The 13759-nt window shown below is 45.8% G+C and carries 11 protein-coding genes and 4 tRNA genes; 7 read left to right on the top strand and 8 right to left on the bottom strand.

Annotated elements, in window-relative coordinates; genetic code table 11:
- Positions 1-19 precede the first annotated feature (19 nt).
- Positions 20-358 (bottom strand): zinc-ribbon domain-containing protein, encoded by a 339-nt coding sequence (locus tag QTA56_RS09965; RefSeq protein WP_005156642.1) that lies wholly within the window; start codon positions 356-358, stop codon positions 20-22.
- 228 nt (positions 359-586) lie between these two features.
- On the opposite strand from QTA56_RS09965, the gene QTA56_RS09960 reads away from it, so the two are divergent.
- Positions 587-2206: a hypothetical protein gene (locus QTA56_RS09960; protein ID WP_267980805.1), complete on the top strand. Its 1620-nt coding sequence runs from the start codon at positions 587-589 to the stop codon at positions 2204-2206.
- A gap of 173 nt (positions 2207-2379) precedes the next feature.
- Complete coding sequence (locus tag QTA56_RS09955; RefSeq protein ID WP_411956093.1) at positions 2380-3315, top strand: hypothetical protein; 936 nt, start codon at positions 2380-2382, stop codon at positions 3313-3315.
- Positions 3316-3399: 84 nt separating this feature from the next.
- Here QTA56_RS09955 and QTA56_RS09950 read toward each other — a convergent pair.
- The 7 genes from QTA56_RS09950 to QTA56_RS09920 all read right to left on the bottom strand — a co-directional run bounded on the left by QTA56_RS09950 (position 3400) and on the right by QTA56_RS09920 (position 7546).
- Positions 3400-3475, bottom strand: a tRNA-Glu gene (locus tag QTA56_RS09950).
- A 39-nt stretch (positions 3476-3514) separates the two neighbouring features.
- Positions 3515-3590 (bottom strand) — tRNA-Glu (locus tag QTA56_RS09945).
- Positions 3591-3835: 245 nt separating this feature from the next.
- Entirely contained in the window at positions 3836-5242 is a 1407-nt protein-coding gene (locus QTA56_RS09940; RefSeq protein ID WP_267980804.1) for an amino acid permease, read from the bottom strand.
- Positions 5243-5355: 113 nt separating this feature from the next.
- Positions 5356-5431: transfer RNA gene (locus QTA56_RS09935), tRNA-Glu, on the bottom strand.
- Between the two features lie 55 nt (positions 5432-5486).
- Positions 5487-5562 (bottom strand) — tRNA-Ala (locus tag QTA56_RS09930).
- Positions 5563-5620: 58 nt separating this feature from the next.
- Entirely contained in the window at positions 5621-7129 is a 1509-nt protein-coding gene (gltX, locus tag QTA56_RS09925) for a glutamate--tRNA ligase (protein ID WP_267980803.1), read from the bottom strand.
- A gap of 108 nt (positions 7130-7237) precedes the next feature.
- Positions 7238-7546, bottom strand: coding sequence for a DUF4179 domain-containing protein (locus QTA56_RS09920; protein WP_267980802.1), 309 nt, complete (start codon positions 7544-7546; stop codon positions 7238-7240).
- Between the two features lie 409 nt (positions 7547-7955).
- On the opposite strand from QTA56_RS09920, the gene QTA56_RS09915 reads away from it, so the two are divergent.
- The 5 genes from QTA56_RS09915 (at position 7956) to QTA56_RS09895 (ending at position 13756) form a co-directional block, all read left to right on the top strand.
- Positions 7956-8951 carry a sulfate ABC transporter substrate-binding protein gene (locus tag QTA56_RS09915; protein ID WP_267980801.1) on the top strand — a complete coding sequence of 332 codons (996 nt, stop codon included), beginning with the start codon at positions 7956-7958 and terminating at the stop codon, positions 8949-8951.
- Positions 8952-9148: 197 nt separating this feature from the next.
- Complete coding sequence (gene rsmH / locus QTA56_RS09910) at positions 9149-10075, top strand: 16S rRNA (cytosine(1402)-N(4))-methyltransferase RsmH (RefSeq protein ID WP_267980800.1); 927 nt, start codon at positions 9149-9151, stop codon at positions 10073-10075.
- Complete coding sequence (gene ftsL / locus QTA56_RS09905; RefSeq protein ID WP_004683425.1) at positions 10072-10410, top strand: cell division protein FtsL; 339 nt, start codon at positions 10072-10074, stop codon at positions 10408-10410. The genes rsmH and ftsL overlap by 4 nt, the downstream gene beginning before the upstream one ends.
- 10 nt (positions 10411-10420) lie before the next feature.
- Positions 10421-12253: a penicillin-binding protein PBP3 gene (ftsI, locus tag QTA56_RS09900; protein WP_267980799.1), complete on the top strand. Its 1833-nt coding sequence runs from the start codon at positions 10421-10423 to the stop codon at positions 12251-12253.
- 3 nt (positions 12254-12256) lie between these two features.
- The gene (locus tag QTA56_RS09895) at positions 12257-13756 is read left to right on the top strand and encodes a UDP-N-acetylmuramoyl-L-alanyl-D-glutamate--2,6-diaminopimelate ligase (RefSeq protein WP_267980798.1); all 1500 of its coding nucleotides are present in this window, start codon (positions 12257-12259) and stop codon (positions 13754-13756) included.
- Positions 13757-13759: the final 3 nt, after the last annotated feature.

Genomic DNA, 13759 nt, shown 5'->3' with positions numbered 1-13759 from the left:
CCTACTTCTTTTATGTGGTTTAATTCTGCCATTCATGATTGCAGTCACGGCATTTCCAGTGCTTTTGTGCCTGCATAAAGGCCTGCATGGAGATTTTAAAATCTGGCAGATCACGCCAGAACAGAACACCTGCAATCACACAAACACCAAATACCGCAACGGTTGCGATTTGCAGTGTTTGTCCTGCACCATTACCAAAAATCCACATCCCAACACTGATCAGCACCAAAACCAGTAAAATAAAAATGGCGGGAACGAGAAGCACCAGGCTTTTTGGCACGTTGGGACGAGGGCTGTTGGCACCCTGACTGACAGGCATAATTTTCACGCTTTGACATTTAGGGCAACGGTATTGCATAGAGGATTCCTATAGTGTTTTGGCTATTTTAGCGAAAATTATGCAAAAGCTAAAATCCTGAATTATTCAAATACATAATTTTACTTGTTTTGTACTTTTAACTGCTTCGAATCAGCGCTGGAGTTAAGCCAAAGGTCTATATACAGCTCGTCTAAACCTGTTCGCAAAACTACAATCAGTCATGATAGTTTTATTCTAGGGTTTATTTACGGTTGTGAAAGGAAACGCATGTTATCCACCAAAATTCTAAAATTGCGTTTGTCTCGGATTGAAAAGGGAAAGGAACATCTTTCCACTCAGGACAAGTTGATGCTGGTCAGTATGGAAAGTCCTGATCTCAGTGCCAATTTCTTTTTACGGCTCTTTAAGATGTCTTTGCCAAAAGAGTGGAAATTCAGGCATGAGACGGAAGAGGACATCCTGTATTCAACACAGCTGATTCAATTGGTTGAAGATGAGTTTATTCCTGCCTATGAAACCCATGCCAGAAAACATGCCTGGTATGAACAATGCCTGATGTATCGATTGAACTTCATTACGCCACAACCGACTCAGCAGCAAATCAACATCTATTTGCGTCAACTCGACCCATGTCTGGACCAGCAGCCTAAACTGGATTTGCTTCATCATTTTCAGCAGCAATATCCAAGTGCCCAGCATGCGGTGGCACTGGCGAAGTCCTATGCAGGTGCAGGGCAATATGCGCAGGCCATCACACAATATGAATGGGCAGCGCAGCAATCCATCCAGCGCAGTGAAGTTGCCTTTTATGGCTATATCGACTGCCTGCTTAAGCGGAACCAGCCTGAATATAAGCCACAACTGAGTGATGTGGAATATGCAGTTGAGTTGTTAAACCAATATGGTAAACCGATTGACCAGAAAACCCATGCCATGCTGTTGCAGCGGGCAGTGAGCCTGTTGTTACCCGCCAACATCTTGCAGACACGGGCAACTGAAACCAATATCTTGGCGGATGTCGGACGTGGTTTAAATTCACTGGGGAAATCCTTGGGAGGAATACTGGGTGGAAGAGAGTTGCATCTTCCTTATAGTCAGGATGTGATTGCCAGCGCGCCCCAGCTTTTAATAGATCAGACCATTCTTGCGAGCCTGGTTCATTCAAATAACATGCAGGCAGCGTTAAAACGTATTTTAAACCCTGAAAATGATTTGGCAATCACACAGGATAATGCTGAACAACAACTTGGGTGTTTATGGCTTGCTGTTCAGGCCAACCCTGATATTTTGAAATTATTGGACCAACCTGAGCAATTGACAACAACGCTGACCAATACAAAGGCATTGGATGAAACCACTTTAAACTTGGGTTCAATCCAGACCATTCTGGAGCAAGGCTTAATGGCCTATCTAGGCGATATTCGTCTGGATAAACACCATCCTGAAAGAACGGCCTTATATGACCAGCGGGATGTGGTGGTTGCAGAAATGACTGCATTTGCCCAATGGTTCCATCAGGATATTTTAAAGGTCTACCTTGAGCAACAAAGCAAACGATTGCAACACATGCTGCGTTTGTTGCGTGAGCAGACGGTTGAGGCTGGGCTGACAAGCGGGCTATTTGCCTATCAGTTTGAACAGCAGCAGCGGGCTCAGGACCTGTTTAACTGGATGCAGCAAAAACTGGAAAAGGGCAATGATTTTGACAGGATGCAGGCTGCATGGGTGGCGCTGAGGGAAATTGTTCATTTCCATCTTGAGGGTGTGGAAAGAAAGATTGAATTACTCGAGCAGGCTTTGGACAAGTATAAAACCATCCGTCTGGAACAGGTGTGGGTACGACCAGAGCAGCCTGAAACCACATCCATCAAAGAAGATGAAAAGTAACGTTTTTTTATTAGGGATTGTATGTCTGACGCATTAAATAATTTGAAGTTACGCAACAAAAAGACGCAATTTGCCATGCGTTGCATGCTAATCTAGAAAAAAACGTTGAATAAGTTTAAGTAGAGTGTAGCCCATAGAAATGGGCCAGTAAGAAAGGGAAGAGGGAGAACATCTTGAATCGACAAGATGATAAAAAGGCAATGTTTGATATTATGCCAGCAGACTCAGATGAATCGGGTGAAAAACCATCACTGTCACGTCGGCTGATCAACAAAACCCTGCAACATGCGCAGGATGCGGTTGAATTTGCCACGGACACATCCCGTAATATTGCAGGTGTTGCGGATGCCGCACTGGATGCCCTGGATCATGTGACCCACCAGACCAAACGGGGAGTGGAGGGGATGCGCAATTCCGTGCGTGACATGGTTTCCGAAACCAGCGAGGCGGCACGTCAGGTTGCACTGGCAATGGCGAGGGCATCTCTGGGTAAAGGTACAATTACCCTGTATTTGCCTGAAATGTTATTGAACAGCCAATTGCGTAAACGCATCAATCGGGCGGAAATTGATGACATTAAGGTGGAATGTGGCAATGACCGCTTTCACATTGAACTGGACGGGCATTACCGTCGTTTTCTCTACCGTCTTTCGCTTGAGTTCAATGTGCTGGAATGTCGAATTGGTCAGGAAAAATATCTGCGTTTACGCCAAATTGATGAGCATCTGGACCTGCAAATCCGTCATGGTGGCACGCTAACCAACTGGGCGGCACGTCGGGTGGGTAATGTCAGCTTTGAAGTCATTAATTCCTTGCCCATTCCTTTTTTAATTAATCACCTGATCCGTGATGTGCCAGGCATCCAGAAAGAGGGGCACCGCATTTGGTATATCGACCTTGAGGAAGCGGGCTTTATTGATTTTATTAACAATCGTTCATGGATGGTTGATAAGCTGCTCAGCCTGTCTGATTTTAGCATCCTGCCTGGCTTGAACATTTTGCAGGAAAGCCGTGAGCTGGTACAGCAACTGGTGGACCAGTTTGAGATTCGTGGCTTACGGGTACAGTCAGGACGGCTGGAAGTACAGGTTGGTATCGGAACAGATTAGGGTAGGGGCGTATTGTATACGCCCTGTAAATTGCATATGTTCAATAAAAAAAGCCACTGTCAATGCAGTGGCTTTTTTAGAATCTGGCGTCCCTACGGGGATTCGAACCCCGGTTACCGCCGTGAAAGGGCGATGTCCTAGGCCTCTAGACGATAGGGACTTATTGAGGCATACATCTGATTAATTTATTTAAATAAATTGGCGTCCCTACGGGGATTCGAACCCCGGTTACCGCCGTGAAAGGGCGATGTCCTAGGCCTCTAGACGATAGGGACGTTTCAGAGGTGGGCGTATATTAGGTTGAATTGCATAGGGTGTCAAACACTTTTCTCAGGAAAATCCATAAAAACTTGATAAGTGTCTAAAAATAAAGCGTTGTGCGGAATAAATAAGCAAAAATGGTTTTAAGGTTAGTTGCTTCAGCCAAATCACTTTTTTATGGAGATAAAAAATGCAGCTTAAGCAAGCCAAAGCGATTGAAGCTTTGGCGAAGTGCAAGTGCATTTTTATTGAGTCGATTTTATGTACGGTTACGATAGAAAATGTAATGGCTGAGATAACAGACTGCGATAAACAGTAAACAGCCAACAAAGCCAGCCTGCATTTCAGGATCTGCCGCCATACTTAAACCTGTAATAAAGCAGAAGACAAAACCCAGAATCGGAACAATCGGATAAAGTGGCGCAGCAAACTTGAGGTCTTTTGCGGAGTGACCCGCCTTGTACCATGCACGTCTAAAGTTGAACTGGCTCCAGCAGATGCTCATCCACACAATCACCATAGTAAAAGCGGCAATACCGAGTAAATTCTTAAAAATGGTTTCAGGGGCAAAATGCTCTGATAACAGTCCTGGAATTGCACCAAACATGGTGACCACCAGTGCAATCACAGGTGTGCCACTGCTCGACAGACGCGAGAACACTTGTGGAAGCTGGCGTTGCGCGGACAATGACCACATCATCCGTGATGCCGCATACAGACCAGAGTTGGCGGCAGACAACAGTGCGGTAATAATCACGAAACGGATAATGTCATCGGCATAAGGAATACCAATGTAGTTAAACACAGTCACAAAAGGACTGTTGCTTACACCCTCACCACCCAGGCCTGCAACCTGAAATGGCAATAAGGCACTAATCACCACGATGGTGCCGACAAAGAAAATCAGTAATCGCCAGATTGCGGCGTTGATGGCTTTTGGCACATTCACCGCAGGGTCTTTGGTTTCACCTGCTGCCACTCCAATCAGTTCAGTACCTGAAAAGGCAAAGTTTACAATCAGCATGGTGGTGAAAATTGGAACCATCCCCTGAGGAAACCAGCCTTGTGCAGTAAGGTTATGGAATAGGGGGGCAGACTCGGCGCCGTGGAAAGGAATCAGGCCGAAAATTGCCAGCAAACCCAGGATAATAAAGGCAACCACAGTCACCACTTTAACCAGTGCCAGCCAAAATTCAGATTCAGCAAAAATACGGGTTGAGCTGAGGTTCAATGCAAAAATGGTGATGGCAAAGATAATGGTCCAGATCCACATGGAAATATGTGGAAACCATTCCTGCATCAGCAAGGCCGCGGCCGTAAATTCGGTCCCCAGGGTTGCGGTCCATGTCAGCCAGTAGACCCAGGAAATCATGTATCCCGTACCTGGACCAATGTATTTTTGCGCGTATGCACCAAATGAACCCGCCACAGGCATGTGTACCGCCAGTTCACCTAGACAGAGCATGACCATATAGGCGATCAGGCCACCTAAAATATAGGCAATGATGGCACCAACTGGACCTGTTTGGGCGATGACTTCACCAGAACCAAGAAACAGGCCTGTACCAATTGCACCACCTAAAGAAAGCATGACCAAATGGCGGGTACTCATCGCACGTTTCAGTGCCTTGGTTTCTGAATTCGCATTTGAGTTGGAAGATTGCATAGCACAATTTGTCCAAGCATGGAGAAGCGGCTATTTTATGGAAAATTCGGAAATGTGCAATCTGAATAATGGAAAGATTGAGAGAAAAGTATAATTATTGGATAAACAGAATATGGCGTCCCTACGGGGATTCGAACCCCGGTTACCGCCGTGAAAGGGCGATGTCCTAGGCCTCTAGACGATAGGGACAGATGAGGCAGTCATTTATCTGCATAGCGCAGATGAAACATACACATAAAAAACTTGGTGGAGTCAAGCGGGATCGAACCGCTGACCTCTACAATGCCATTGTAGCGCTCTACCAACTGAGCTATGACCCCAGTATGTGTGACAGCAATCTTAGGAGGATTGCCATCACACGTCAATGATTAGATTGAATTAATTTTCACTGTTTGCATCATTTTTCGGCAATTTCAGCGTTTCATTCAACTTTTCCCAAACTTTCAGTTCCTTCTTGCTTGGAGAACCAACAATCTCAAGCGCATGGCGTAGACGGGCAAAGGTCAGGTCAGGCCCAATGGTCACCATGGATTGCATGACAGGCGTGGAGCTGGTTGAGCCTGCAATCGCAATAAAGAATGCAGGCATGAAGTCACGCAGCTTCACTTCCATCTGGTTTGCCAAATCCATCAGTGTCTGGCTGACTGTGTCATTGTTCCAGGTGAACTGGCTTTCCAGACGCCAAATGGCAAACTGTAGACTTTGGCGAACCTGTTCTTCAGTCAATTTCTTGCTTTCAAACTGTTCCTTGCTGATTTGAGGCATGTGGTTGAAATAGAAACCTGCCCAGTTTACCGCTTCAGACAACAGGTTAATACGTGGCTGAATGGCGGCGGCAATATCTTCCAGCGTTTGACGGTCATTTTTCCATGCCAGTAAACGGTCCAGCAATTGTCCAGGAGTCAGTGCCTTGATCCATTGACCATTCAGCCAGTTGAGTTTTTCAACATCAAAGATTGGACCACCCAGAGAAACACGCTGTACATCAAAGTTTTCCACCATTTCCTCTAAGGTGAACACCTCACGCTCATCTGGCATTGACCAGCCCATACGGCCTAAATAGTTGAGCAGGGCTTCTGGTAACACGCCGATGTCGCGATAATAGTTGATTGAGGTTGGATTTTTGCGTTTAGACAATTTTGATTTGTCTGGGTTACGCAATAAAGGCATATGGCACAGGGTTGGCATGTCCCAGCCAAAATATTGATACAGCAACTGGTGCTTTGGTGCAGAAGGCAGCCATTCCTCGCCACGCAATACATGGGTGATTTCCATCAGGTGATCGTCAACCACATTGGCAAGATGGTAGGTCGGCAAGCCATCAGTTTTTAATAGTACCTGCATGTCCACCTGTGCCCACGGAATCTCCACTTCACCACGCAACAGGTCATTGATCTTACATACACCCTCTTCAGGGACTTTCATGCGGATCACATGGGGCTCGCCCGCAGCAAGACGACGTTCCACTTCTTGCTGTGATAATTTTAGCCCACGACCATCATATTTTGGTGTTTCGCCACGCGCCTGCTGTTCAGCACGCATCTGGTCAAGTTCTTCCGCGGTTGCAAAACAGTAGAAAGCATGACCTTTTTCAACCAATTCCAGAGCATACTGCTTATAGATTCCCATCCGTTCCGACTGGCGATAAGGCGCATGCGGCCCACCAACATCAGGACCTTCCGACCAGTTCAGACCCAGCCAGCGCAAAGAGTCCAGAATCATCTTTTCAGATTCGGGTGTTGAGCGAAGCTGGTCGGTATCTTCAATACGGAGAATGAACTCACCACCATGCTGTTTGGCAAAACACAGGTTGAACAGGGCAATATAGGCAGTGCCTACATGCGGAAAGCCTGTAGGAGAAGGAGCAATACGGGTACGAACTTTCATAGGGGAATGGGTTTTTTAAAATAAAATTGGCACTATTATAACGAAAAAGCCTAGTCACGACATGACTAGGCCCATTTAAACATGCAAGGGGACTACATATTTAAAAAATCAGGAATTTTGCTGCTGGAACAGGCTCTGCACAAAACGTGAAAAACGCTGGTTCTGCGTTGCAAAGAAATTCTGTGTTGGCGTGGTGCGGATGGTGTTCAACATTTTCAATTCATCATCTGTCGATGGAATCATGCTGGTGTTTCGTTTTTGCTGATCCAGCGCCTTGCCAATAAGTGAGGATGAGGTCGATTTATCAATCGTTTTTATGTTACTGCTTTCTTTAATTGCAGCTGCATGCCCGAACTGGACTGAACATACCAAAAATAAACTTAAGCATAATGTTTTTTTCAATTTTAATGCTCGCATTGCTACGCCCCTACATGATTTCGAGTCTACAAGACTAACTAAGCGAATATAGTATTGCTTTAATGATACAATTCAAACATAAATATTAATGAAAAAGTAGAACTAAGTCACATTTTTTACAAAAAAGATAAAATTCCATTAATTTTATGTCCAATATTTATAGCTGTGTGGCTACTTTGTGTGCAAGTTAAATTTAGCAGGCAAATATGTAGAAAGCGTGAAGAAGTGTCATTATTCTTTATTTTATTAAACTTTCTTGATTTTAGCTTTTTTTCTGCTAAGTGTAGGCGGTTTTACTATATCTCTAAAACTGGATAATAAACAAATTATTAATATAACTATATGATTGTAAAATAATTATAAAGAAATATAGTGGTCGTCAATGGGGCGAAAAACGAGTAATCGGTCAATGAAAAAATTAATTGCGACTGCTGTATTGGCATTGGGGCTGGGTGGAGTGGCACAGGCGGCAACAACTTTCCTGAATGTTTCCTATGATCCAACACGCGAGTTCTATCAGGAATACAATCAGGCATTCGGGCAATACTGGAAACAACGTACAGGTCAGGAGGTTGACTTCAAGCAATCTCATGGCGGCTCTGGCAAACAGGCACGGTCTGTAGTTGATGGTTTGCAGGCGGATGTGGTGACCTTGGCACTGGCCAATGACATTGATGAAATTGCCAATGCAGGCCTGATTCGAAAGGACTGGCAAAAACAGTTCAAGGATAATTCCGCACCGTATACCTCAACCGTGGTTTTTCTGGTGCGCAAAGGCAATCCTAAAAACATCAAGGACTGGAATGACCTGACCAAAGAGGGTGTGGAAATTATTACCCCAAATCCAAAAACAGGGGGGGCGCCTCGCTGGATTTATTTATCTGCCTGGGGCTATGCATTGAAGCAGCCAGGTGGAAATGATGCAAAAGCACGTGATCTGGTGAAAAAGCTGTATCAAAATGTCAAGGTGCTGGACTCTGGTGCGCGTGGTTCATTAACCACCTTTGCTGAGCGTGGCATTGGTGATGTGCTGTTGTCCTGGGAAAATGAGGCTTTATTGGCGACTCAGGGACTCGGCAAGGATAAATATGAAATTGTTTATCCATCCATTTCAATTTTGGCAGAACCCTCGGTTGCAATCGTTGATAAGACCGTGGATAAAAATGGAAACCGCCAGTTGGCGCGTGGCTATTTAAACTTCCTTTATTCACCGTTGGGACAGGAGCTGGCGGCGAAACATTATTTCCGTCCGCGTAATCCTCAGGTTGCGGCAAAATACGCAGCACAATTCCCCAAAATTAAGCTGTTTAGCATTAATGATGTGTTCGGTGGATGGGCAAAGGCGCAGAAAACCCACTTTGTAAATGGTGCGGTCTTCGACCAGATTTATACAGAGAAGCAATAAACACTCAGAACAAAAACAGGGTAAGTAAACGTGAAAAGCAAATACATACGATGTATTTGCTTTTTTCTTTGCCAAAAAGATGAAGAAAACGGTTTTATCTATAGAAAGTTAAGAATTCTCTACAAAAAGTCGTTTGGTACTGGCATAAAACAAGGTAATAATGTGCAGTTACATTTTTAGCTATTGATCTATTTCTTATGTCGCATATTTCTGTCTTACTTCATGAAACCGTTGATGGCGTATTGGCAGGTCGCGACACAGGCATTTATGTCGATGCCACCTTTGGTCGTGGCGGACATACCCGACTGTTGCTCTCAAAGCTGGATCAGGATGCGCGTGTTTACGCATTTGACAAAGATCCGCAGGCGCTTGAGGTTGCGGCACAACTGGAACAGGAAGATTCCCGTTTCAGGATCATCCATGCCAGTTTTGCTGATATTCAGGCTGAGCTTGCCAAGATCGGCATTACTGAAGTCGATGGCATTATGGCGGATTTGGGCGTGTCATCGCCGCAGCTTGATCAGGCAGAGCGTGGTTTTAGCTTTATGCAGGACGGGCCATTGGATATGCGGATGGATAATTCGCAGGGTCTAACCGCAGCACAATGGCTGCTTGAAATCGAAGAAGAAAAACTGGCCAATATTATCTATCAATATGGTGAAGAGCGTTACAGCCGCCGTATCGCCAAGGCAATTAAGCAGGCTGGTGAAATCACCACCACCGCGCAGCTTGCTGAAATTGTCAAAACCGCACATCCAAAATGGGAAAAGCATAAGCATCCCGCAACCCGTAGCTTTCAGGCCATTCGTATTGCCATTAACAAGGAGCTGGATGACATTGAGACATTCCTGCCGCAGGCGGTAGAATTGCTCAAGGCAACAGGGCAGTTGGCGGTGATCAGCTTTCACTCTCTGGAAGACCGTTTAATCAAGCAGTTTATTCAAAAAGAATCGAGTCTGGCTGAAGATTCAGGCTGGGGCATGCCACAGGCACAGGTGGATACCCGACGTTTAAAGAAAGTTTCACGTGTTCGTGCCAGTGAAGCGGAAGTCAAGGCAAATCCCCGTTCGCGGAGCGCATGGCTGCGCGTGGCGGAGCGTTTAGAGCAAAAAGGCAAACAATGAACAATAACAATAATGATGATATTTTATCAAGTGGCAACAAGGGACTAAAAAAGGTTGTTGTTTACGCTGTACTTGTTGCGCTGGTGTTTGTCAGTGCAATGATGGTGGTGTTTCAGGTATTTGAGTATCGCCATGATTATCGTGACTTAAGTGCCTACATGCGTGAAAAGGATGATTTAAACGCGGAGTGGGGCCGTTTGCTGATTGAGCAGCAAACCTTTGGTGCCACGGCACAGATTGGTTCCCGTGCGGTCACGCAACTGCGCATGTTTTCACCGCCTGCGGCACAAACGGTTGTGATTTCTTTACCTATGACTTCAAAGCAAGACAAATAAGGCATGCTGTATGGCAGATAAGCGAAGCAAACCAATACGAAAAAAACAGCAGTCCATTTCGGAAAGACCCACCCTTGCGCTGGATATGTGGCGATTTTACTTGCTTTGGGGAACGGTGCTGCTGTGCTTTGTGGTGATTGTGGCGCGCGCTTTCTATGTACAGGTGGTCAATAAGGATTTCTTGCAGAACAAGGCCAATGCCAACATTTTACGAACTGAGCGTCTAGAGGCAATGCGTGGGGTGATCAGTGACCGTCATGGCGTGCCACTTGCGATCAGCACCCCAATTATGAAGATTGTCATCGACCCAAGGGATTATTGGGAAACCAAGCAGCTTTATGATGAAACGATGGCTGAGCTCAAAAAAGACCCGACCAGTCGTAAATTAAAACGTCAGTTGCCTGATAAAAACCTGAATCTGGATGAGTTGGCGGATGTCGTTGGTGTAGACCGTGCGGATCTGAAAAAACAAATGGAGGCTCGTCCACGGTCACGTTATCTGGTACTGCAAAAAGAAATTCCACCGCAACAGGCCGATTTAATTGTTAAGCGTAACTTTCAGGGTGTCTATGCAGAAAAAAGTTATAAACGCTACTATCCGCAACCTCAGCCCAATGCCCAGATTATTGGCTTGACCAATAGTGAGGGAACAGGGATTGAAGGTTTGGAAATGCAACTGAACAAGCAACTGGCAGGACTGGATGGCGAACAAAAAATTATTCGGGATAAAAAAGGCAACCGTTTAAAGGTTTCAGAAGTCATTAAGGAAGTTGAATCGGGCGAAAATATCACCCTGAGTATTGATTCACGTTTGCAGTACATTATGTATCGTGAACTGACCGCCGCTGGGGTGGCAAACAATGCACGTTCCGCAACCGCGATTGCGGTGGATGTGAAAACGGGTGAAATCTTGGCAATGACCAGTTGGCCATCCTATAACCCGAATGATAAAAATGGGCTTTCCAATAAGGATGCGATGCGTAACCGTGGTGCAATTGATATGTTTGAGCCTGGTTCAACCATGAAGCCGTTTACGGTTGCGGCGGCATTGGAAAGTGGCAAATATACGCCGAATACGATTGTCAACACTTCACCAGGTTCGATGCGTTTGGGTTCACATACGATTCGTGATACCCATAACTATGGCGCCTTGACACTGACAGGCATTATCGTTAAATCTTCCAACGTGGGATCAGCCAAATTAGCCTTGTCCTTGCCTAAAGATGCCATTCCCTCGTTCTTCCGTCGGGTCGGTTTTGGTCATCGTTCAGATGTTAAATTTCCAGGGGAAAGTGCAGGTCTGCTGTATTCAGGTGATAAATTGAATCTGTCACAATTGGGGACTATGGCCTATGGTTATGGCTTAAGTGCAACGATTTTGCAGTTGGCGCAAGGTTATGCCATGTTGGCAAACCATGGGGTGGAAGTACCATTAAGCCTGCATAAACTGGATCAGCCGCCTAAGGGTACACAGGTGCTTGATCCTAAAATTGCCGATCAAGTGTTGATGATGCTGGAGCAGGTTACCATGCCAGGCGGAACAGCGACCCAGGCCAATATTCCTGGCTATCGTGTAGGGGGTAAAACAGGAACGGCACACAAGTTGCGTGCAGACCGTAAAGGCTACTCCAGTAATGAGTACCGCGCCTTATTTGCTGGCGTTGCACCGATTAGTGATCCACGTTTGGCCATGATCATTGTCGTGGAAAATCCACAGGGACGTTATTACGGCGGTCTGGTTGCCGCACCTGTGTTTGCGCGAATGATGCAGGAGTCTTTACGTCTGCTCAATGTTCCACTGGATAAGCCACTCGATACCCCACAAAACCCAATCCGTAGGTAAATTATGTCGATTAGTTTTCAACAGATACATCAAATCAGCATAGATGCGGCTTGGTACACACAACCGTTTAAAGGCTTCTGTCTGGATAGCCGTAAGGTTGAAGCAGGGCAAATCTTTATTGCCTTAAACAGTTATAGCCAACCTGAGAAAACGCGTTTATTTGCTGAGAATGCCATGAATGCGGGTGCATTGGCGGTGATAAGTGAAACAGATCTAGGTCTTGCAAATGAATGGGTTTGTCCCGAAGTCCGTTATTTAATGGGTGAATGGCAGAAGCAATATTTGCAGGCAGTTGATCCTGTAACAGCGCTGCGTGGAATTGCAGTCACAGGCACCAATGGCAAAACCACCATTTCACGCTTGATTGCTGAATTGATTAGCTCGCAGGGCCAAGGCTGTGCAGTGATGGGGACAACGGGCAATGGCATTCTGCCAAACCTTACGCCATCAACACATACCACTTTAGATGCCTTGCAGTTGCAGAACGCATTGCATGACTATGCCAAACAGGGTGCCAATTTTGTTGCACTTGAAGCCAGTTCACATGGTCTGGAGCAAGGCCGTTTAAATGGCTGTGCGATTGAAATTGCGGTATATAGCAATTTAAGCCGAGACCATCTGGATTATCATGGTACGCTGGAAGCCTATGCTGAAGCGAAAGCGTTACTGTTCAAATTTACGACCTTAAAAACTGTCGTCATTAATCTGGACGATGCTCATTCCAGCCTCATGCTGGATGCAGCCAAAGCCAATCCATCACAGCCTAAAATTTTGACTTATTCCTTGACCCAAACAAATGCGGATTATCATATTGCCGATTTGCAATATCGTTTGAGTGGGGCAGGTTTCAGTCTGGTCAGTCCGACAGGTTGTTATGCGGTACAAAGTCCATTGCTTGGGCATTTTAATGTAGAGAACCTGTTGGCAAGTCTGATTGCGGCTGAATATGCAGGTTTTGACCTGAACGATCTGGTGCAGTTTGTGCCGCAACTCAAGGGTGCGCCAGGACGGATGCAGGTGATTCAGGACGCGGAGCGCCTGTTTGTGGTGGATTATGCCCATACGCCTGATGCCCTGATTCAGGTTTTAACCACCTTAAAACGGCATGTCACTGGACAGCTTTGGGCGGTCTTTGGTTGCGGCGGTGATCGTGATCGTGGCAAGCGTCCACTTATGACTCAGGCCGCATTAAATCATGCCAATCCTGTGATTTTAAGCTCGGACAATCCCCGTACTGAAAGCCCTGAACAGATTTTTGCCGATATGAAACAGGGAATTGATTTTGCTGATCATATTGTGCATGAAATCCATGACCGTCGTGAAGCGATTAAATTTGCGGTGGCACATGCACAGGCAGGAGATATTGTGGTGATTGCAGGCAAGGGGCATGAGAACTATCAGGAAATTGATGGGGTCCGTCACTGGTTTGATGATGTGGTGGAAGTACAGTCAGCGCTTGCTGCACAGTCACATTCTGTAGATTCGGCTTATCCTGCACAATAGGGT

It is taken from the genome of Acinetobacter thutiue, assembly GCF_030385805.1.
Taxonomy (GTDB): domain Bacteria; phylum Pseudomonadota; class Gammaproteobacteria; order Pseudomonadales; family Moraxellaceae; genus Acinetobacter; species Acinetobacter corruptisaponis.
This window is presented reverse-complemented; position numbering and strand designations above follow the sequence as displayed.

Coding starts and splice junctions, on each gene's coding strand:
- QTA56_RS09940 (WP_267980804.1), bottom strand. CDS start 5,242: ATGCAATCTTCCAACTCAAATGCGAATTCAGAAACCAAGGCACTGAAA.
- rsmH (WP_267980800.1), top strand. CDS start 9,149: ATGTCGCATATTTCTGTCTTACTTCATGAAACCGTTGATGGCGTATTG.
- QTA56_RS09895 (WP_267980798.1), top strand. CDS start 12,257: ATGTCGATTAGTTTTCAACAGATACATCAAATCAGCATAGATGCGGCT.
- gltX (WP_267980803.1), bottom strand. CDS start 7,129: ATGAAAGTTCGTACCCGTATTGCTCCTTCTCCTACAGGCTTTCCGCAT.
- QTA56_RS09965 (WP_005156642.1), bottom strand. CDS start 358: ATGCAATACCGTTGCCCTAAATGTCAAAGCGTGAAAATTATGCCTGTC.
- ftsI (WP_267980799.1), top strand. CDS start 10,421: ATGGCAGATAAGCGAAGCAAACCAATACGAAAAAAACAGCAGTCCATT.
- QTA56_RS09915 (WP_267980801.1), top strand. CDS start 7,956: ATGAAAAAATTAATTGCGACTGCTGTATTGGCATTGGGGCTGGGTGGA.
- QTA56_RS09920 (WP_267980802.1), bottom strand. CDS start 7,546: ATGCGAGCATTAAAATTGAAAAAAACATTATGCTTAAGTTTATTTTTG.
- QTA56_RS09960 (WP_267980805.1), top strand. CDS start 587: ATGTTATCCACCAAAATTCTAAAATTGCGTTTGTCTCGGATTGAAAAG.
- ftsL (WP_004683425.1), top strand. CDS start 10,072: ATGAACAATAACAATAATGATGATATTTTATCAAGTGGCAACAAGGGA.